Origin of the sequence: Marinoscillum sp. (assembly GCF_965229915.1) — a bacterium.
In the GTDB taxonomy this organism is placed as follows: Bacteria; Bacteroidota; Bacteroidia; order Cytophagales; family Cyclobacteriaceae; genus Marinoscillum.
Window position 1 is genome coordinate 3,570,501 of record NZ_CBDDJZ010000001.1, and the last position, 18,505, is coordinate 3,589,005.

Annotated in this window: 16 protein-coding genes; 7 read left to right on the forward strand and 9 right to left on the reverse strand. The window is 43.4% G+C overall.

Going from position 1 to position 18,505, the window contains the following annotated elements:
- The first annotated feature begins 5 nt into the window (after positions 1-5).
- Together ACO067_RS15240 and ACO067_RS15245 are read left to right on the forward strand one after the other, a co-directional pair.
- Positions 6-728 carry a TIGR02206 family membrane protein gene (locus ACO067_RS15240; RefSeq protein WP_421875485.1) on the forward strand — a complete coding sequence of 241 codons (723 nt, stop codon included), beginning with the start codon at positions 6-8 and terminating at the stop codon, positions 726-728.
- A gap of 47 nt (positions 729-775) precedes the next feature.
- The gene (locus ACO067_RS15245; RefSeq protein ID WP_421875487.1) at positions 776-1,474 is read left to right on the forward strand and encodes a LytR/AlgR family response regulator transcription factor; all 699 of its coding nucleotides are present in this window, start codon (positions 776-778) and stop codon (positions 1,472-1,474) included.
- 4 nt (positions 1,475-1,478) lie between these two features.
- Here the strand turns inward: ACO067_RS15245 and ACO067_RS15250 are convergent, their stop codons facing one another.
- Positions 1,479-2,138, reverse strand: coding sequence for a DUF4230 domain-containing protein (locus ACO067_RS15250; protein ID WP_421875489.1), 660 nt, complete (start codon positions 2,136-2,138; stop codon positions 1,479-1,481).
- A gap of 102 nt (positions 2,139-2,240) precedes the next feature.
- Here ACO067_RS15250 and ACO067_RS15255 point away from each other — a divergent pair, with 102 nt between their 5' ends.
- Together ACO067_RS15255 and ACO067_RS15260 are read left to right on the forward strand one after the other, a co-directional pair.
- A complete protein-coding gene (locus tag ACO067_RS15255; RefSeq protein WP_421875491.1) occupies positions 2,241-3,965 on the forward strand; it encodes an alanine/glycine:cation symporter family protein in 1,725 nt (574 codons plus the stop codon).
- 133 nt (positions 3,966-4,098) lie between these two features.
- Positions 4,099-5,583: a M28 family peptidase gene (locus ACO067_RS15260; RefSeq protein WP_421875493.1), complete on the forward strand. Its 1,485-nt coding sequence runs from the start codon at positions 4,099-4,101 to the stop codon at positions 5,581-5,583.
- Positions 5,584-5,635: 52 nt separating this feature from the next.
- Here the strand turns inward: ACO067_RS15260 and ACO067_RS15265 are convergent, their stop codons facing one another.
- From ACO067_RS15265 to ACO067_RS15280, 4 genes are all read right to left on the reverse strand, one after another.
- Positions 5,636-8,221: an ABC transporter permease gene (locus ACO067_RS15265; RefSeq protein ID WP_421875495.1), complete on the reverse strand. Its 2,586-nt coding sequence runs from the start codon at positions 8,219-8,221 to the stop codon at positions 5,636-5,638.
- A complete protein-coding gene (locus ACO067_RS15270; RefSeq protein WP_421875497.1) occupies positions 8,214-8,552 on the reverse strand; it encodes a PadR family transcriptional regulator in 339 nt (112 codons plus the stop codon). The genes ACO067_RS15265 and ACO067_RS15270 overlap by 8 nt, the downstream gene beginning before the upstream one ends.
- A gap of 77 nt (positions 8,553-8,629) precedes the next feature.
- Positions 8,630-9,232: a GDSL-type esterase/lipase family protein gene (locus ACO067_RS15275; RefSeq protein ID WP_421875499.1), complete on the reverse strand. Its 603-nt coding sequence runs from the start codon at positions 9,230-9,232 to the stop codon at positions 8,630-8,632.
- Entirely contained in the window at positions 9,223-11,166 is a 1,944-nt protein-coding gene (locus ACO067_RS15280; protein ID WP_421875501.1) for a cyclic nucleotide-binding domain-containing protein, read from the reverse strand. Before ACO067_RS15280 ends, ACO067_RS15275 begins: the two co-directional genes overlap by 10 nt.
- Before the next feature lie 209 nt (positions 11,167-11,375).
- Between ACO067_RS15280 and ACO067_RS15285 the strand changes: the two genes are divergently transcribed.
- On the forward strand, positions 11,376-11,684 hold the full coding sequence (locus ACO067_RS15285; protein ID WP_421875503.1) for a hypothetical protein: 309 nt from the start codon (positions 11,376-11,378) through the stop codon (positions 11,682-11,684).
- Here the strand turns inward: ACO067_RS15285 and ACO067_RS15290 are convergent.
- Positions 11,662-12,132 carry a hypothetical protein gene (locus ACO067_RS15290; protein WP_421875506.1) on the reverse strand — a complete coding sequence of 157 codons (471 nt, stop codon included), beginning with the start codon at positions 12,130-12,132 and terminating at the stop codon, positions 11,662-11,664. The two genes, ACO067_RS15285 and ACO067_RS15290, sit on opposite strands and share 23 nt — an antisense overlap.
- 184 nt (positions 12,133-12,316) lie before the next feature.
- Here ACO067_RS15290 and ACO067_RS15295 point away from each other — a divergent pair, with 184 nt between their 5' ends.
- A complete protein-coding gene (locus ACO067_RS15295; RefSeq protein WP_421875508.1) occupies positions 12,317-15,127 on the forward strand; it encodes a CHAT domain-containing protein in 2,811 nt (936 codons plus the stop codon).
- Position 15,128: 1 nt separating this feature from the next.
- Here ACO067_RS15295 and ACO067_RS15300 read toward each other — a convergent pair whose 3' ends face one another.
- Positions 15,129-15,914 carry an SDR family NAD(P)-dependent oxidoreductase gene (locus ACO067_RS15300; protein WP_421875510.1) on the reverse strand — a complete coding sequence of 262 codons (786 nt, stop codon included), beginning with the start codon at positions 15,912-15,914 and terminating at the stop codon, positions 15,129-15,131.
- A 106-nt stretch (positions 15,915-16,020) separates the two neighbouring features.
- Here ACO067_RS15300 and ACO067_RS15305 point away from each other — a divergent pair, with 106 nt between their 5' ends.
- Positions 16,021-16,530 carry a hypothetical protein gene (locus tag ACO067_RS15305; RefSeq protein WP_421875512.1) on the forward strand — a complete coding sequence of 170 codons (510 nt, stop codon included), beginning with the start codon at positions 16,021-16,023 and terminating at the stop codon, positions 16,528-16,530.
- Here the strand turns inward: ACO067_RS15305 and ACO067_RS15310 are convergent, their stop codons facing one another.
- Positions 16,531-17,886 (reverse strand): hypothetical protein, encoded by a 1,356-nt coding sequence (locus ACO067_RS15310; RefSeq protein ID WP_421875514.1) that lies wholly within the window; start codon positions 17,884-17,886, stop codon positions 16,531-16,533.
- A gap of 56 nt (positions 17,887-17,942) precedes the next feature.
- On the reverse strand, positions 17,943-18,428 hold the full coding sequence (locus ACO067_RS15315) for a YkgJ family cysteine cluster protein (protein WP_421875516.1): 486 nt from the start codon (positions 18,426-18,428) through the stop codon (positions 17,943-17,945).
- Positions 18,429-18,505 lie beyond the last annotated feature (77 nt).

An 18,505-nucleotide genomic window follows, 5' to 3' on the forward strand; every position in this document is an offset into this window, starting at 1 on the left:
AACTGATGACCTTGTGGGAATCCATCACACATTATGAGCCTAATTTCCAGATTTTTGGTCCGGAACACCTCAGGAATATTTTGATTATGGGGATGGTAATAACTGCTTTGATACTGCTGGCACGAAGATCTTCTGACAGAGCAAAAGGCGGTATTCTAATAGGGGTTTGTTCGTTGATGACTGCATCAGTGCTGTTTTGGTTTGTGCTGGAAGTGGCCTATGATCGGTTTTTTATTGATTCGGACCTGCCACTGGTTTTCTGCAATTTTTTTGCGGTTTTCATCTTGATTTTTGCTTTTACACGTAATCATGTTATTTACAATATATTGTACTATGTGGTGATCGTAGGAGCTACGCAAGCCATCATCAGCCCGGGTCTGAAGTTCAACTTCCCTCACTATGAAGCTATCAAGTTTTGGACGGTGCATGGTGGACTCCTCTTCGTAGTGCTGTACATGATCTTCGTTTATCGCATGCTTCCTACCATTCGAGGTGTTTTTCAGGCTTTCATATTCATACAATTGTATGTACTGCTGGTCATGGGAATCAACTGGGTTTTAGGATCCAATTACTTGTTTCTGAACCAAAAACCAGAGGTAATTACCTTACTGAGTTGGTTAGGTGATTGGCCGTATTACATCATCTTCATGGATTTGCTCGTGATTCCTTTCTTTTTTGTCTCCTACTTGCCCGTGTTAGGATTGAAGCGCCTGAAGGCAATTGACTAGATTTTTTAGTAGGTGAGAGTTATATTTGATTGCTAACCACTATCAGAATGACCAGCATAAAAGTCCTCATTATAGAAGATGATCCGATTATCTGCCAGGATTTGTCTGAGATGTTGGCTAATCAAGGAATGGACGTAGTTGGTGTGGCGCCTTCTTTTGAGATGGGGCTGGAGTTGTTTCATTCCAGGCATCCTGATGTGATGCTGGTAGACATCAAGCTACGGGGAGAAAAGACTGGAGTCGATCTGGTAAATCACATCAAATCTGAGATTGGCATAAATCTTCCTGTGGTTTATCTCACAGCCAATTCCGACCCAACCACCAAGTCAAAAGCGTTTAAAAGTGAACCGTCTTCCTTTCTCACTAAGCCCTATCATGAGCAGGATCTGGTCAATGCACTTGAATTATCCTTTGAGCGACGATCGAGCACGGAACAATCGATATTTGTGAAGCATCAGGACAAGTACATTAAAATCAATCAATTCGATATTGTGTACTTGAAGGCAGATGGCAGTTACTGCAGGATTGTAACCAGGGAAAACTCTTTTTTAGTATCGGTAAATCTCAATAAATCTGCTGCCAAGCTACAGGAAAGTGTTTTTTTACGAATACACCGTTCCTTTATTGTCAATCGCAGTTCGATAGAAGCTGTCGATAAGAACCACATATTTCTGAAAGGAATCTCCCTTCCCATTGGTCGGAAATACAAAGATGATGTGTTCAAAGCCATGGAAATGCTCCCATAAGTATCTACTTGATCCGTTCACCATCCATAGCAAGAGCAAACTGGAGAACCACCGGTTTGCCGGCAATTTCTTCTAACAAGGGTTTGAGGATAAGGTTGGCGTTGGCCCGAGTTTGGTCTATAATCCCCATTTTTAGTGCAGATTCACGAATGTTTTGCTCAGCTACTTTGTAGAGTTCATTCATGAATGACTTGCGATCCTCGCGTGACAAGCCACTTACCTCCAAATCATAGAGCCTTGAATTTTCCAGATCTAGTTTGAAATAGCATAGCTCCGGTAGTGGCAACTTTACATAAACAGTGTCTTTTACTTCCCTGATATCTTCCGGCTTTACTCTTCCCAGGTCAATACATCCCGCTGCACTACCCTGGCTAATTAGTACCGCCTTTGAGTCTGGTGAAAATGGAGCAGTTGACATTTTGAAGAGCTTTAGGTCTATTTTGGCCATTTCTTTTTTGACCTCAGTGACTTCCTGAAAATTGTACTGGACCAGCTCCAACCTGCCCATAGATTCCATTCGTGTGAGAATCGTGTTTTGATATATTTCTTTTTTGCCTTCTACTATGCCAAAATCAAGTTTTTCGGCGATGAGCATCCAGGATAAAATCGCTACCAGTAGCAACCACGGGAGTATTTTCAGAATGATTTTGACAAGTCCAATCATATGGGGAAGATATCAAATCCAAAGACCAAATCCACAGGAGCAATACTTTGTTCAGAATCATTACTTTTGTCGGATTGTAAAAACCCACTTGAAATCTATTTTATGTTAGAAGTAAACGAGTTCCTCAAATTAATTGACAGCTTCATTGGAAGTGCTGTGTGGTTTCCTTACGCACTTCTTGGTACTGGCTTGTTTTTCACCATTTACTTGAAGTTTCCCCAGATCCGATTCTTCCGACATGCTGTACGCATCGTCAGTGGAAAATATGATAGAAGTGATCTGCCTGGTGATACTTCTCACTTTCAGGCTTTGGCTACTGCGCTTTCAGGGACTGTTGGTACTGGTAATATAGCCGGTGTTGCTTTTGCTGTTCACCTGGGTGGACCAGCGGCACTTTTCTGGATGCTCGTGACTGCAGCTGTGGGTATGTGTACCAAATTTGTGGAGGTTTCGCTCTCACATAAGTATCGTACGAAATTAGAGGATGGTACCATGGCTGGTGGGCCAATGTATTATATGAAAAATGCCGAGTTCAAGATTGGAGGCAGAAAGGTTAACCTCAAATGGCTTGCTGCCACTTTTGCATTTGCTACCGTTTTGTCGTCGTTTGGTACAGGAAGTCTTCCGCAAATCAATAGTATTTCCAGCACGTTGCTTTCTACTTTTGGTATTGATCAAATTCTCACTGGAGCTGTTCTGGCTGTATTGTTGGGTCTGGTAATCATCGGAGGTATCAAACGTATTGCTGCAGTGACTTCTAAACTGGTGCCTGGAATGGCTATTGTATACTTCATCGGAGCCTTTGCCGTGATCTTTGCCAATGTAGAGAATATCTGGCCGTCATTGCTGGCGATTTTCGGAGATATCTTCACTGGCTCTGCAGCTACTGGCGGGTTTATCGGGGCCAATCTTGCTTTTGCATTCAACAAAGGCGTAGGTCGTGGTTTGTTTTCCAATGAAGCGGGTCAGGGTTCTGCGCCTATTGCCCACGCATCTGCTAAGGCTAATGAACCATTATCAGAAGGTATGGTGGCAATTTTGGAGCCGTTTATCGATACCATTATCATCTGTACAGTGACCGGTTTGGTGCTTCTTTCATCAGGAGCCTGGGCCGAAAAGCACGTCAATCAGTTTGACTATACAGAGATAGAAATATTGGGAGAATCGCTAAAAGAGTCTAACCCGGACAATGCTGAAGCGATTTATAAACACCTCAATGAAGTGGAGAAATTACCAGAGTTCACAGGACAACTGCAGGTGATCAATGGTGAGATTCAGAACACAGATATCACTATACTGCACTCCAGAAGCTTTGCTGACAATGTGCTGGTCTACAAAAACGAAGGGTTGCTAGATGAAGAACTATTTAGTGGCACAGTGGCTATTGAGAATGGGTCCATCATAGATGAGCGGCCTCTCAAGTTTATCGGAGAGTCACTAGTGCATAGTGCTCCTCTTACTGCCATCGCCTTCAATAGAGGATTTTTCGGAGAATACGGACAATACATTGTGTCGATCGGCTTGTTGTTATTCGCTTTCAGTACGGCTATCAGCTGGTCATACTATGGAGACCGGGCCATGACGTTCCTTTTCGGAACCAAGTCGGTTATCTATTACCGGATTGTCTATGTGGTGGCCTTCTTCTTTGCGTCATTCCAGGATACGACGATCATCTGGACACTATCGGGTATTACGATTGCCTTGATGACATTACCCAACCTGGTAGGTATTCTCTGGCTGAGAAAAGACATGAAAAAGACGATCAGCGAGTATGGGGACTTCTTCGAAGAGAATTTCCCTGGACAGAAACATCCGAAGTTTAAGTAAAGTATTCAGAGCCCGGAATTTCCGGGCTCTTTTATTTTTAAGCCATTTGCAGTCGAAATCTTACCGATAGCAAAAACCTCCTTTAATCCTTCAACATCCTTTCCTATTTTTCAAGACTAAACCCAAACTATTCATGAAGAAGAATATATTATTAGTAGCTGCACTCCTGATTTTCTATTCAGGACAGGCTCAGAAAATTGTCAAAACGATCAATGCTGAAGTGAGCCAGCAGGAGCTCAAAAGTCACTTGTATTTCATTGCCTCTGATGAACTAAGAGGTCGAAATACCGGGACCGTCGAAAATGAAATCGCTGCGCAATACATTGCCTCTAGATTTAGATCGTATGGCGTGCAGATGGCTCCAGGTGCTGATTCCTATTTTCAGCAAGTCTCTTTGATGAACGCGATCAGTCCACAGAAAGCAACCTTCACGGTTGGAGAGAAGGAATTTGCGCTAGGTGAAGACCTGGTCTTCTATACGGCGAAAAATGGAGCTTTCAGTGGTGAAGTAATCTATGTTGGTTATGGTCTGGAGGAGGATCTGGAAGGCTTGGATCTGGAAGGAAAAATCGTGGTTGCCAAAACGGGTAATGGTAACCCTAATGAGCGACTAACTCCTTATACCATCCAAAAGCAACGAGCAGTAGAGCAAGCTGGAGGTGTGGCATTAGTTGAGCTATTTAAACCGGGAAGATATCCATGGAGGTTGATCCAGTACTATTTCTCAGGGGAGAAGTATAGCCTGTACGAGGGTAACGAAGAGGAGGAAGAGGAAGCTGGATTCCCATCTGCCTGGTTACTGGATGAGGATGGTGATCTACTGAGTTATTTTGAATCTTTAGAAGAAGGAGCCACCGCAGAGATGACTATCGGAGGACAAGCAAACAAGGTGATCAAGGTTCCCAATGTGGTTGGGTATATAGAAGGTACAGACCCAAAACTAAAAGAGGAAGTAATCATGATCTCTGCTCATCTGGATCACGTGGGGGTGAGTAAAGTAGAAGGTGATTCCATTTGGAATGGAGCTAGAGATAATGGAATCGGCATTGCTAACATGCTAACGGCTGCTGAGTTTTTAGCAAAGCATCCACCAAAGAGATCTATTGCGTTTCTAGCTTGCAACGCGGAAGAAAAAGGTTTGTTAGGAAGCCGTTGGTATGCGGACCATCCGGTCATTCCTTTGGAAAAGACCGTGTATGATCTGAACACGGATACTGGTGGTTACAATGACGTGTCAAAAGTCACGGTGGTTGGTTTTAACAGAACATCAGTAACTGACCTTTTCAGTCAGGCAGCTACAGCTTTTAATCTGGAAGCGATTGATGATCCACTGCCAGAAGAAAACTACTACGATCGTTCTGATAACGTGAGTTTTGCTGCAAAAGGAGTTCCTTCCGTTTCTTTTGATCCGGGTTATACTGAAATGAACGAGGAGATCACGAAATACTACCATCAGCCAGCTGATGAGCCCCAGACATTGGATTATGATTATCTAACCAAATACTCCAAGGCTTACATCTATGCCGTGACCCTGATCGGAAACCACGGAGAGGACATCTTCTGGACCGAAGGTGACAAGTACGAGCCGGCTGGAAAAGAGCTTTATGGAAGAGATTAATTCTTCCAAGTCACTATAGTGAAAAGCCCTGAAAATTACTTCAGGGCTTTTTTTATTCATATCGAATTGATTCTACCGGATTGCTGGTGGCCGATTTATAAGTCTTAAGTCCTACAGTGATGGAGGTAATCAGTGCTGTGATAATCCCGCCAAGAGGGAAAAGGAGCCAGTAATCACTAAATTCTATGTGATAGGCGAAGTTGTTTAACCAATTCTGGATAAAGTAGATCGAAAAAGGTATGGCAATTAGCGCTGCTATACTAACCAGGATAATGAACTCTTTAGAAACAATGGCAATGATCTGGGCAACCTTCGCACCCAGTACCTTTCGGATGCCAAGTTCTTTTTGTCGCTGCTGAGTGGCATGACTCACCAACCCGAAGATGCCCATGGAAGCCAATAGAATTGAGACCCCAGCAAAAAGTAGAAAGATGTTGGCTTGCTTTTTCTCATTTTCATATTGACGGGCCAATGAGGCGTCATGAAAATAGTGGTTCATGGGATAATTGGGAGCATAGTCATCGTACACCTCATTGATAGCAGTAATAGACTCTTGAAGATTCTGAGAATGCAGCTTAATCGCAATTCTCCGATGATAAGGTGCCATCAAGATGACCAAAGGCTCGATTTCATCTCTCAGTGAAAGAAAATGAAAATCTTTGAATACACCCACGATAGTTCGGGTCAGGTCCCATCCCATCAGTTCAGCTTTTTGACCAATTACCTCATCTGCAGTCATACCCATATCAGCCAGCAACTTCTCACTGATCATCATGGACGTTTCTCGCTCTGTGGATAGGGAGTCATCAAACCCACGACCAGCAACGACTGGAATGCCAAATGTTTCGAGATAATACGGATCGCTGAATACGGTTCTTGCCTTGATTGTTTCAGATTGACCATTTAGCCGGATGGCGCTACCATCGTGGAAACCACCAGGTTCTCCACTAGTGGCTGTGACACTCTTTACAGAGGGAAGTGATTTGATCCGATCAATGAATAATTCATCATTTTCGCGAATTTCCTGGTTGTATGACTCTACGATGAGTATGGCTTCCTGATCAAAGCCTAGGTCTTTGTTGTTGATGTAATTAAGCTGAACCATTATGAAGATGGTCGATAATATCAGAAATGTAGAAATCACAAATTGGATGACCACCAACCCTTTGCGAAGGATGAGATTCCCTCCAACTGGCAGTCGTTTTCCTTTCATTACGGACAGAGGGTTGAAAGATGAAAGCAACAAGGCAGGATAAACTCCAGCAGTAAGGGTAATGCCAATAATGAGTATCAGGATAAAATAATAAACTGTTGGGTTAAACCAGTCGAATAGTACATTCAGATCAAAAAATGAATTGAACACCGGCCTCAATGCTATGCTTAAACCTATAGAAGCGGCTATAGCCAGTAAGATGATTAATACGGATTCTCCTAAAAACTGAAAAATCAACCTACTTTTACTAACACCCAATACCTTTCGCACACCCACTTCTTTTGCTCGTTGATGGCTTTGCGCAATCGTCAGGTTGAGATAGTTAAAACATGCAATGAATAATATTGCGAATGCCACTAGTGTTAGTATCCGTATGTTGGTGCGGTTACCATGTGCTACCTCGTCATATCGAGTATCTGAATTGAAATAAATAGCTGTAAATGGCTCCAGCGCTAAGTCAATTCTATTGCCATTGCGTTTGAAATCTTCCGCAAAATACTTGTCCATAAATTGTGGTAAGAATTCGTTCAATTCTGCTGCTTTCCATGGTTCAGAAATTTTCACATAGGTAAATAGCCCATTGCTCCACCACCGGTTCAACCAGCTATCTGAGCCATAGGCCTTCAAGCTAAAAACCATGTTGAACTGAAGGTGTGATTTACGCGGGAAATCATCCAATATCCCTGTCACCTCAAACTTGTCTGATTGATCAATTTCAATGATTTGTCCTATGGGATTTTCATCACCAAAGTACTTTTTAGCAATTTCTTTTGAGACCACCACCGCATTCACCTGGTCCAGAACTGATTTAGGATCTCCGACAGAAAGTGGAAATGAAAAGAACTCGAAAAAGTTTTGGTCAACAAAGGCCATTTCGGTTTCCATGAAGCTTTTATCTTCATAGGTGACTAGCCCTTCGTTGAAGTGGACACGAACCGTGTGATCTACTAGCGTGGGGAAATCACTTTTTAAAGCAGGGCCAAATGGACCCGAGGTGACGCCAATATTGTAGGAATTACCATTGATTTCGGACTGTCTAATGACCCGATAGATGTGATCCTTATCCTGATGAAATTGATCGTAATTGATTTCGTTTTGAATATAGAAGTATAGGAAAATGACTGATGTCAGTCCAAGTATAAACCCGGTAAGGTTGATAATGCTGTTACTCTTATACTTCAGGAGGTTTCTGAATGTCAGCTGAGGATTAAATATGAACATGGATCTTGTGTTTTGAGTCGCTGATTTGAGAAAAGATGGACGCAGGTAATTGATGACTTCCTTCCAATATCTCAGTCGTTTAAATGGACGGTTGTGTTGCTCAAGTTCAAAACGGTATTCCTCCAGGTTACCAATGATTTCTTCCTGGAGCTCTTCTTTGCACAGTGTTGAAATGAGCCAATTGGTTTTTCTCAGATTAGCCATGGCTATATTTTAGAGCATAGTCAGGGATGGATCGATACATGTTTTCACGCAGTTCCTTCACTTCACGTAATACAGCTTTTCCGGCCGCAGTGAGCTCATAAAGTCGTTTTCTTCTGCCACCTCGCTGACTGGTGGCATCTCCTAATTCAGACCGAAGAAATCCCTTCTTTTCAAGCCTGGATAGCGTAGTATGTAGAGCGCCCATAACAACCGACCGGTTGGCCTGGTTCTTTAGTTCTTCCTGGATTTTGAGGATGTAGGCATCTTCTTGTAGGATGACAATGGTTAACAGTACCAGTTCTTCGAATTCACCGAGATTGGATCCTTTCATGATTAGTTTCTATTTTGCATATGCTTTACGCAAGCTAGAACCAATTTGTTTCTATTTTGTATAAAAATCTGATTTTCTTAAATCCCGAAGTGCTTGCGAACGACGCCTTTCCAGATTTTATAGCCTTTTGCATTCATGTGAAGTTCGTCTTCCAGGTAAAGTTCTGGTCTTGCCACTCCTTTTTCATTGAGCATGGAGTCAAAAATATTGATCAGAGATGCTCGCTCCACATTCATTAGCTCCTTTCTGATGAGGCTGTTCGTCAGTTTGATTTCCGGTAGGAGGTAGGTTCTGATTGGGCTGGGCTTGATGGTGATAAAATCCATCGGGATCTTTGGATACGCAGTACGAATCAGGTTGGCCAGCATCCTAAATTTCTTCACTACCTTCTCTGGGGGAATACCGTTGGCCAGATCATTGTCACCCACATAGATGACGATGTGTTTGGGTTTGATTTTAGTAAACAACCGGTCAAAGTAGTAAATGCACCAGGAGAATGAGGAGCCCCCAAAACCAAGGTTCAGCACATTCAGTGGCAACATATCGTCATGCAGTGTGTCCCAAAGCCGGATGGAGGAACTGCCGTAAAATACGATCAGGTCTTCCTTATTTGGATAATCGATTATTTTCTTTTCAAGGTCTGCTATCTCACTTTCGAATTCCATGTTGATTAATTCCATCCTCCATTGGGGTTTTTACTCGCCTTGATGGCATCAGCTACGTAATCCCGGTATTTGGATTGGTAGTCTTTAAGAAAAGCCTTCATTTCAGCTTTGTCTTCCGCATTGCGAATATAATCAGATGCCTTGAACGGTGGCAGTATGATACAGGCAAAACGGTTGTTTCGGACTCGTCTGTCAAAGTTGGCCACTGCTATTGGTACTATCCAGGGCTCCTTTTTCATGGACATGGCCAGCTTAAATGCCCCGGGCTTAAACGGTCCAGGGGTTTCCTCGGTAGAGTAGGAGTTGCCTTCGGGGCTGATGATTAAGTTGCCACCACGAGTCAAATGTGCACCTGCTTCATTGAAAAACATCTGACGCACTTGCTTCTTTTGTTTAGAATTTTTCTTTCCTGATTCCTCAGTAAACACATCAATATGCCCCAATCGCTGGTAGTATTCCTGATGGGCGTATTCCTTGCTCAACCCTATTCGCACTATTCTCAACCCCGGGTCTCCATATTTGCGCATGAGGATCATGGCACTGATGAAGTGTGAGTCCAGTGTAATCTGAAATTGATTGGGCAAGGTGTTGTAAGGATGGTTTCGGAGGTGATTGTAGATAAAGATATTGCCAGGTTCGACGGGTAAATTTTCCTCACCTTTGATCAGATATCCTTGTGATTCGAAAAGCTTCTGATATTCGAGCGCGTTGATTTTGCGGATTTCTTCTGGGGGAAGATCTCCAGGCGCTTTGACCACACTGTTGTAGACATTTACAAGTCCATTATAGAAAGTGTGTTCTTTTCGAATCTCTTCTAGCAGCTCCCACGCCGTGTTGGCTATGTTTTTTTCCAGCGCAGATCCTTTGGATTTTAAATGTTCCAACGTGTTGAGTGCATCACCGACTGTAAGTTTGTCTTCCAACAAATGCGGGATTTTATGGAGCGGTGACCACAGCTCTAGTTTGGCGCTATTCTGGTCGATCAGGTTGCTAATAGCAGTGATCTCATGGTTAAACTGTGAAGCAATGATCCGTGCCCTGATCGCTTGCAGCTGATGGCTGATAAGCCATAGTAGTCTCCTGAAAAATACTGGAGCGAATTTCGGATTTAGTTTCAAAATACGGCTCAGGCTTTCTTTAGATACATAATAAACGACTGATTCTCTTACCGCATGAGCATTGATCATATTGGGCAAACCAATCACACCTCCCCAGCCTACTACAAACCCTGGCGTATTGATTTGTCGGAAACTGATACTCTCCTCTTTGTCATCAAAATAGCTAAAGCGCACCTTACCTGTACCGAGTATGTAAAGTCCGTCAGGATCTCCGCCTTGTTCGTAAATAGTGTCATTGGCACCGTATATTCTGCGCTCGAGGGCCTGACTGATAAACTCCAGAGGTGCTTCTTCGAAGACTTCAAAAAAGGAGGATTTACGTAAGAACTTGACGAGGTTCTCATCTGGTGACTGCTGTGTGAGGGTGTACTCCTCGGGTTTTAATGATTCGGTAATCGGCAGTGATGGACCCACTTCACTTAGTTTGGTGATGGCACCTTTTATAAGATTTCTGGCATTGGCACAGACCTCCTTCAAGAACACCGTTCCTGCTTCCGGATCTGAATTGAACAATTCGCGAAGTTGGTCGTGCGACCATTTGATAAATGTGGCAGTGTTGCTCGCTACCTTCACGGTAGTGGCATAGCGACCAGGAGGATTAAAACCACTCCAGCCGATAGGTGCTCCCTTCTCATTGGTTTGGCCCACTTCTATTTCTCCCCTAGAGTCATCTAAGGACAAAGAAAAGGTAACCGTTCCTGATTTTAGCAGGTAGAATTCGTTGGCCCTGGCAAACTGCTGAGTGAGCACCTGGTCCTTTTTTAGACGAATCTCTTTTCCCTGGGTCAGGATTTCAGGGTCAATTAATGAATTGATATTAAAAGACTTCAATAATTGTATATTTAATAATTAATTGAACTATTATTAAAATAATGATCAATGAAATTATAAATATGTTGGGAAAAATAAAATTATCTAGTGAGGTTATTGATTCTTTTGTTTGTCAAATGTTTCAATGAAGTGTCATGAGATGTCAAGATATACAAGAGGAAATAGGAGATGAGCTAAATTCAAAAATGACCAACAAATCCAAATAGCTCATGAAATCAATTCTCTTAACAAGCCTGTTTACCTGTGTGCTGATGTTTTCCGCAATGGCTCGTACTTACGAATTAAAGAATTCATCCATACGAAGCATTCCATTGATCATTCCATCGGTGATGAATCCCAATCTCAATCCATTCAGTAAGAGTACTGCTGAGTTTGAATCTGGTCAGCGAATCTACTTTCTGTATAAAGGAAAAGAGTACTTGCTTCTAGAAATCAGCGATGAGACTCCAATCACCCTGGAAGTCAATAAGCTGGTGAAAAATAGAAAACGTGAAATCAGATCGGGTCTCGGTAATTAACCGGGCTGCATTGCGCAAATTTCACATCTTTGGATAGCGCAAACTTGTAGCTCTGAATGAACTGGCCCAGTAGTGTGGCAAACTGGGACTGTTGCTCTGCAGTGATTTCTCCTTCTTTGAATTTATACAGGAAAAAATCGATGGATCCATCCTCGGCAAAATAGATCCGGTTGAAGCATCTTGTCTGCCCTCCCCATTTAAAATCGTTTTGGTTGAGGTAGGTGCTCAATTCATGTAGCATGGCATAGTAAGCCTGTATGTATTCTTGTTGCTGTCCGGCAAAAACCGCTTTGGATGCATCGGAGTGAATTCCGCTTTTGTACAAACTATCGAGTGATGGAATATCAATGCCCAGGCTGTCTGCATCTGAGATTGAGAAGGCTTGCTGAGCCTGCACACCAAATGTCAGGGAAGAAATGGTGATGATAAGAACCAGATATTTCATCATTTTCATTTTTTTTGAGTTTTGCGGATGGCGAAAATAGAGTAAATGCAAAGCAACAAAAAATAGCCAGTGATATTATTCGAGTGGATTGTGATGAGCGGGAATTAATCGAGCTAAAGTCGTTACTGGCTTTTTATGGGATAGAGGTGCCTGTTTTGTACATTTGATCTACATAAGGTATACCACTATGTTACTACGATTCTTATTTGCAGGAGCTTTATCAACGCTCTTAATGATCCCTTCATTCGGTCAGTTCGGCAATCTGGGCAAGAAACTCAAGGAAAAAGCCACGGATGTGGTTAAGGATAAATTGATCGAGAAGACTGATGAAAAGCAGGACGAGTACGACACCACATCATTTAATTATGCCATCGCTTTTCTGGATAAGACGGAATCTTTTCAAAACCGCCAGGAAGGTGAGCGACTGGTCAAGGCTGCCGGGTTTGTCCTGAAAGATGATCAGGAGAAATCCGATAAAGAAAAGGCGCGTGATCTCTATGAACTCGGCCGGTTGAGCTATTCTAAGAGAGGGTACTATCTGGGAGAAGTTTATCTCAATGCAGCAAAACTCGCTTACGAAGCATTGAATGAGGATTCTGATCCTGTTTACCTGAAGACGCTCGGATCATTGGGGTTGCTCTACAGTGACATGGGACGTTTTGATCGGGCGGAGGAATTGACGGCCGCCGCAATGGAAGGATGGCAGGAACACTACGGTGAATCATCGGCTGGATACGCCGCAGAGTATAGCAACCTGGCCGTATTGGCCTTCAATCAGGGACAGCTTACTGCAGCCGAGCAAAAACTGACTCGTGCATTGCAACTAATTCTAGAGGTGGAAGGTAAATCCTCCATTCCATATGCCATCGCGTTGAACAACCTCGGCATTCTTTTTCAGTACATGGGCCGCTTTGACGATGCACTTAACCATGTCAACCAATGTTTGGGTATTGCCGAAGAAGAACTCCGTGAAAAATCTGGCACTTACGTTCAGTTTCTGACCAACAAGGCACTGATTCAGCAGGAAAGCGGCGACTATGCCGGAGCAGAAAAGACGTACAATGAAGCGTTGGATAATCAGACCAGCCGTCTGAAACTCAACCGCAAATCAGATCCGGATTATGCGCACATGCTCAACAACCTGGCTTCTCTATACATGGTTTCTGGAAGAACGTCTGAAGCTAAAGAACTACTGGAACAAAGTCTGCAGATCTATCAGTCAAAATTTGGTGATGAGCATTTACTTACAGCCACCGCACAGTCTGACCTGGGAAAAGTGTATCTCTATGAGGGCAATTTAGAAGGTGCTTCGAATCTCCTGGAAGCGGCCTACACTACCAAAGTGAGCAAGCTAGGTGCAGAGCATCCAAAAGCGGTGGAGGCGAAGGAGAGTTTGGCGGTATTGGCCTGGCAAACAGGTCGCTATGAGTTGGCTGAGCAGTATTTCTCAGAAGTTCTTGAATCCAGTCTGGGGTTTATCAATGAGTTCTTCCCTTCCCTGAGTGAGGTAGAGAAAACAAGGTACTGGTCTCAGCTGAAGCCGCGGTTTTTTACCTTTTACAATTTCGCTATAGATCAGGCAGCGGATCATCCGGAGCTAGTAGAGCAGATGCTCAATTATCGAATCAAAACCAAAGGCCTGTTGCTAAATGCCAGCACAAAAATCCGAAGCACCATCCTGAGCAGCGGTGATCAGGACCTGATCGATTTGTACGAACAATGGCAGGATCAAAAACGAATGCTTTCTACCTATTACAGTTTCACTAAAGAAGAGATCAGCGAACAAAAAGTAAATATTGATTCATTGGAAAATGCCGCCAACCTGTCCGAACGTCAGCTCAGTCAGCAATCCTCGGAGTTCAGTAGCACCTTTGTGTCGGATGATGTCAATGCAAAAAGCATTTACGCCGCATTGGAGCAGGATGAAGCTCTTGTGGAGATCATTCAGTACCCAGTCTTTGAGGGAGCTTTGACAAGTGATCATGCGTATGTAGCCATTTATGTCAATCAGCAGGGAGCACAATTGATCGATTTGCCTAATAGCAAGGAATTTGATGCTCGCAGTTTCAAGCTGTATAGCAACCTGATCAAACAGAAACTTGCTGACGATTACTCTTACGCCACTTTTTGGGAGCCAGTAGCAGCATACACGACTGGTATCTCGCGAATTTACTTATCACCTGATGGCGCTTATAACCAAATCAATGTCAACACGCTCCAATCTCCTCAAGGCCAATTTGTGTTGGATCAGCATGATCTCACTTACATCGGGAATCCAAAAGATCTGGTGTCGTCATCAGCTTCCAGGGAACATAAACAAGCGTTTTTACTCGGGTTTCCATCCTATGGCTCCTCGGATATCGTGCCGCTACCAGGCACTAAGAAGGAAGTGGATCTGATCAATACCACTTTAAAGTCAGGTGGATATCAAACCAATGTGTACACTCAGACGCAGGCTTCAGAGAAGGCCATCAAGACTGTTCGTAATCCAGGCATCATCCATATTGCTACACATGGGTTCTTTCTGGAAAACAGAGAGGCCAACAACAAGGTGTTCGGTGTGCAGGTGGACTATGCAAATGACAATCCACTGTTGCGGTCTGGACTGATGCTGGCAGGAGCTTCAGCTGATGAAAGCGAACAGTCGTTTGAAGGTGCGGATAATGGGATTTTGACTGCTTATGAGGCAATTACCTTACCGATTAATGAAACGAGCCTGGTAGTCCTGTCGGCCTGTGAAACTGGAAAGGGAGAGATTCAATCGGGTGAAGGGGTCTATGGTCTGCAACGTGCCTTTATGGTAGCCGGAGCAGATGCCATGATCATGAGCTTGTGGAAGGTAGACGATGAGGCTACGCAGCAGCTTATGAGCAGTTTTTATGCCAACATGATGGTCAAAAAACAACAGCTAGATGTTGCTTTTCGCAATGCCCAACTAGCAGTTAAAAAATCCTACGAGCATCCGAATTATTGGGGAGCTTTTGTGCTGGTGGAGTAGTCTAATACAAAAACCGATATCCCAACCTATCAATCAGCTTTTGTGACGACACGTCCTTGTAGTCCTGCGGTTCATCTGAAAACTCGGGTGGTTCCACGCCAAGGCTTTTGGCGGCCTCCAGGTAAAATTCCTTTCTGGAGGGTTTGTTGGGTGAGCAGGCATTGAATACCTCGCCCCAGATTTGCTCCTTGATGATTTGCTCAATAATGCCAATGCAGTCATCACGGTGGATCATATTCACCGGATTGGTTCCGCCACCCAGGTTTTTCTTGCCGGCCAAAAAATACGCAGGGTTTCGATCAGGTCCATACAGCCCGCCAAACCGCAGGACAGTTGTTTCGAACGAGTCATCTTCCTTAAAAAGATTTTCCATTTTCAGTAAAGGCACACCACCGCGACTCAGACTTTCTGCAGAGGCATCTTCTTCGGTGACTTTAGAGTTGGTGTTGGGGTATACCGCCGTGGAGCTGACGAACAGTACATGACTCACTTTTTTGGATTTCACTTCTGATCGAATGGAGAGAAGTTGCTTTTCATGAAAATGATCATCCGAATCTCTGTTTCGGGGAGGAATGTTGATCACTAACGTTTCACAACTAAAAAACGAAGGATCACCACTGAACTCTGGCGACAGATCAATGAAATAGGGTTTGATACCCAGACGCTCAATTTTTTTCAGTTTGTGACTAGTCGTAGTGCTCCCGTTGACATCATACCCCTTCTTTGTTAGCTCATCACCTAGCGGAAGTCCTAACCACCCACATCCCAGTATGGATATTTTGGACATGTATCAAAGTTATCAATTCATTTGACTTTGATTAAATGCTGTGCCTAAATAAAACTATGTCCACAGTACTTTTTATCTTTAATCTCTGACCTAACTTATATAGATAATGAAATATGCCGTAGTATTTACTTTTCTCATCCTATGTACCATCAATTCCGTTCAGGCACAGGATGAGGATATTGTGAAGATCATTGACGACCTTACCATCAAGTGGGATGAAGAGGCGAAAACGTTAGAGACTTATGACGGTTTGCGCCGCTATTGCCGAGACAGAGCCTATAGGGATAACACAATAGCCTTGCTCAATTCCATCCATCATTACGACAGTTCGCTATACAGCATAGTGAAGGAAAAATATGCCGCTAATCAAGACCCGGAAGCTAAAGCGACGATCGATGACATAGAGAAGCTCGAACTGGACTATGCCACCAAAAGGTTTCTAAACTTCCTGCGTAGTGAATGTATGTCTTTCAATGACAATGAAAACAACAAGAACATTGCCGGGTATGATGAGATGATCCAAGAGATCGAGTTGGAAATGGTGGATTACGTGGAGGCCATCACCAAGCAAATAGATCTGGTGGACGAACACGTACATCACCTCAAAGGGCTGTAGCTATTCGTAGTATGCACCGAAGAGGATCATCATTTCATCTGTACTTCTCAAGCCAAATTTCAGATCTCTGGACTCCCAGTTATCGTAGGTGGCTTCCAGGCGCAGACCTTCGCCAGCTTCCAGAAGAAGTGGTGGGTCAAGCTGCAGGATGGGTGGATGTTCCCAGTCGTTGGAGTAGTAGATGAGTTCTTCATTTCGGGCTCCTCCCACTATGTACACTTTAAATTCGGTATTGTGCTCGTGCGCATGTGACCAGAGCTGAAAGATGTTTCTCGGTTGGCTGAAGGTATATGTTTTCTCTATCGTAGTGACTTTGTTGGCAGGGAGTACAAAATCCTGATTGTTAAGGTTCAGAATTTGTGCCTGATGCTCTACCTCTTCTTCTGGTATGGTATGAATGTTGGCATAAACCTCACCTGTGATGGTTTCCTCTGTTCTGTTGGCATAATGACTGTTCAGGTCAAAGCCGGAATTGGCCGGTACTTTTAGTGCCACACCTTTCGGATAATTGTACCTGAGTGTGGGAACTTGCGTGCCAGCGATGAACTCATGATACTGCATGAAAAATAAGGTATTGAAATTATATCCACCACTGGAAGTATACACGTCTCTAATAACTCCCGTTTGCGGCAGATCCGAGCTATAATCTTCAGGAAAGCTGTACAGTATAAAATGATGACTGCCAGCCTTCATGGCAATTTCGTAGCTAGAAATGTACAGTGGACTTTCATTATTTAATGGCTCGTAAATAAATAGTTCCCGGTCAGAATTGGCTGGAACGTCAAATGGCTCCACATGAAACTGAACGCCAGACGTTGGAATGGCTAACGGCTCAAAAGGTGGTGTTTGAAACTTACTGGTGTCATTAAGAAGTGTTCTATCCACCAGGTCACCATCTTTTGGCGCTCCGGCCAGTATCCATTGGCGGATGTACTCTAGCTGACCGTTGGTCAAAGGATCACCACCCAGCGGCATCAAACTGCCATATCCTGGATGGTCTGAATAGAAGTGCTCCTGATCCAGCACGTTAATTTTTTCCCACAAAAAACTACTGTAGATACTTTCCAGCCCTTTATCACCTACTAATAATAATCCATCCTCTTGTGCACTTTCATTTTTAGGGCTTCTGTTGACCAGCTGCTGGTAGGAAACATCCGCAGTAAGCACTAAATCTGACTGTCTGGCAAAGGAAGATCCAGCCACATGACAGCTGATGCAAGACTGATCCCAGATAGCACCCTGAATTACTTCATAGGTCGTTTCATATTGCTCCAATGGGTCAGCCGGTGTTTCAGCTTCTTTTTTGCATGACACAAAACACGTGGCAATCGTAAGGGAAATAGCTAATTTCTTCATTTGGGGCTTTTTGAGAGCTATAAGTTAAGTATTTCTTCACTGGAATTTGGAGCTAGCTACTCATAATGCGTCTTTAGCAGGTCAATTATCCTGGACACTGCAGGGCATACCATTGTATTTTTAAAGGTCAGATTAGTGATCTGATACATACGTTTGCGGTCCGTGTGTGGGTACTCGCGACATGCCTTTGGACGACTCTCATACACAATGCACTTATTATCCGCACCTAAAAAAGGACAAGGCGAAGAGGTGAGTACATAGTCATTGTCTTCGTCTAGCCGCAGATAGGTGTCTATGAATTCAGACACCTTCATCTTAAAGGTCTTAGCCAGCCGCTCAATATCTGACATCTGAAAAATAGGGGAGGTGGTTTTGCAGCAGTTGGCGCATTCCAAACAATCGACCTCTGCAAAAACTTCCTCATGCAAGGCATGAAACTGATCATCCAGGTCTTTTGGTCTTTTTTTCTTTAGTTTTTGAAGGAAGCTTTTGTTGGATTTGGATTGATCTTGGGCTTTTTTGAGATCCTCATCGTAAATCATTCAGCAAAAGTAGTGGAGAAGTTGTAACCTTTTTTCGACAATTACGAAATATATATTAATTTCGATTTTGTCGAATA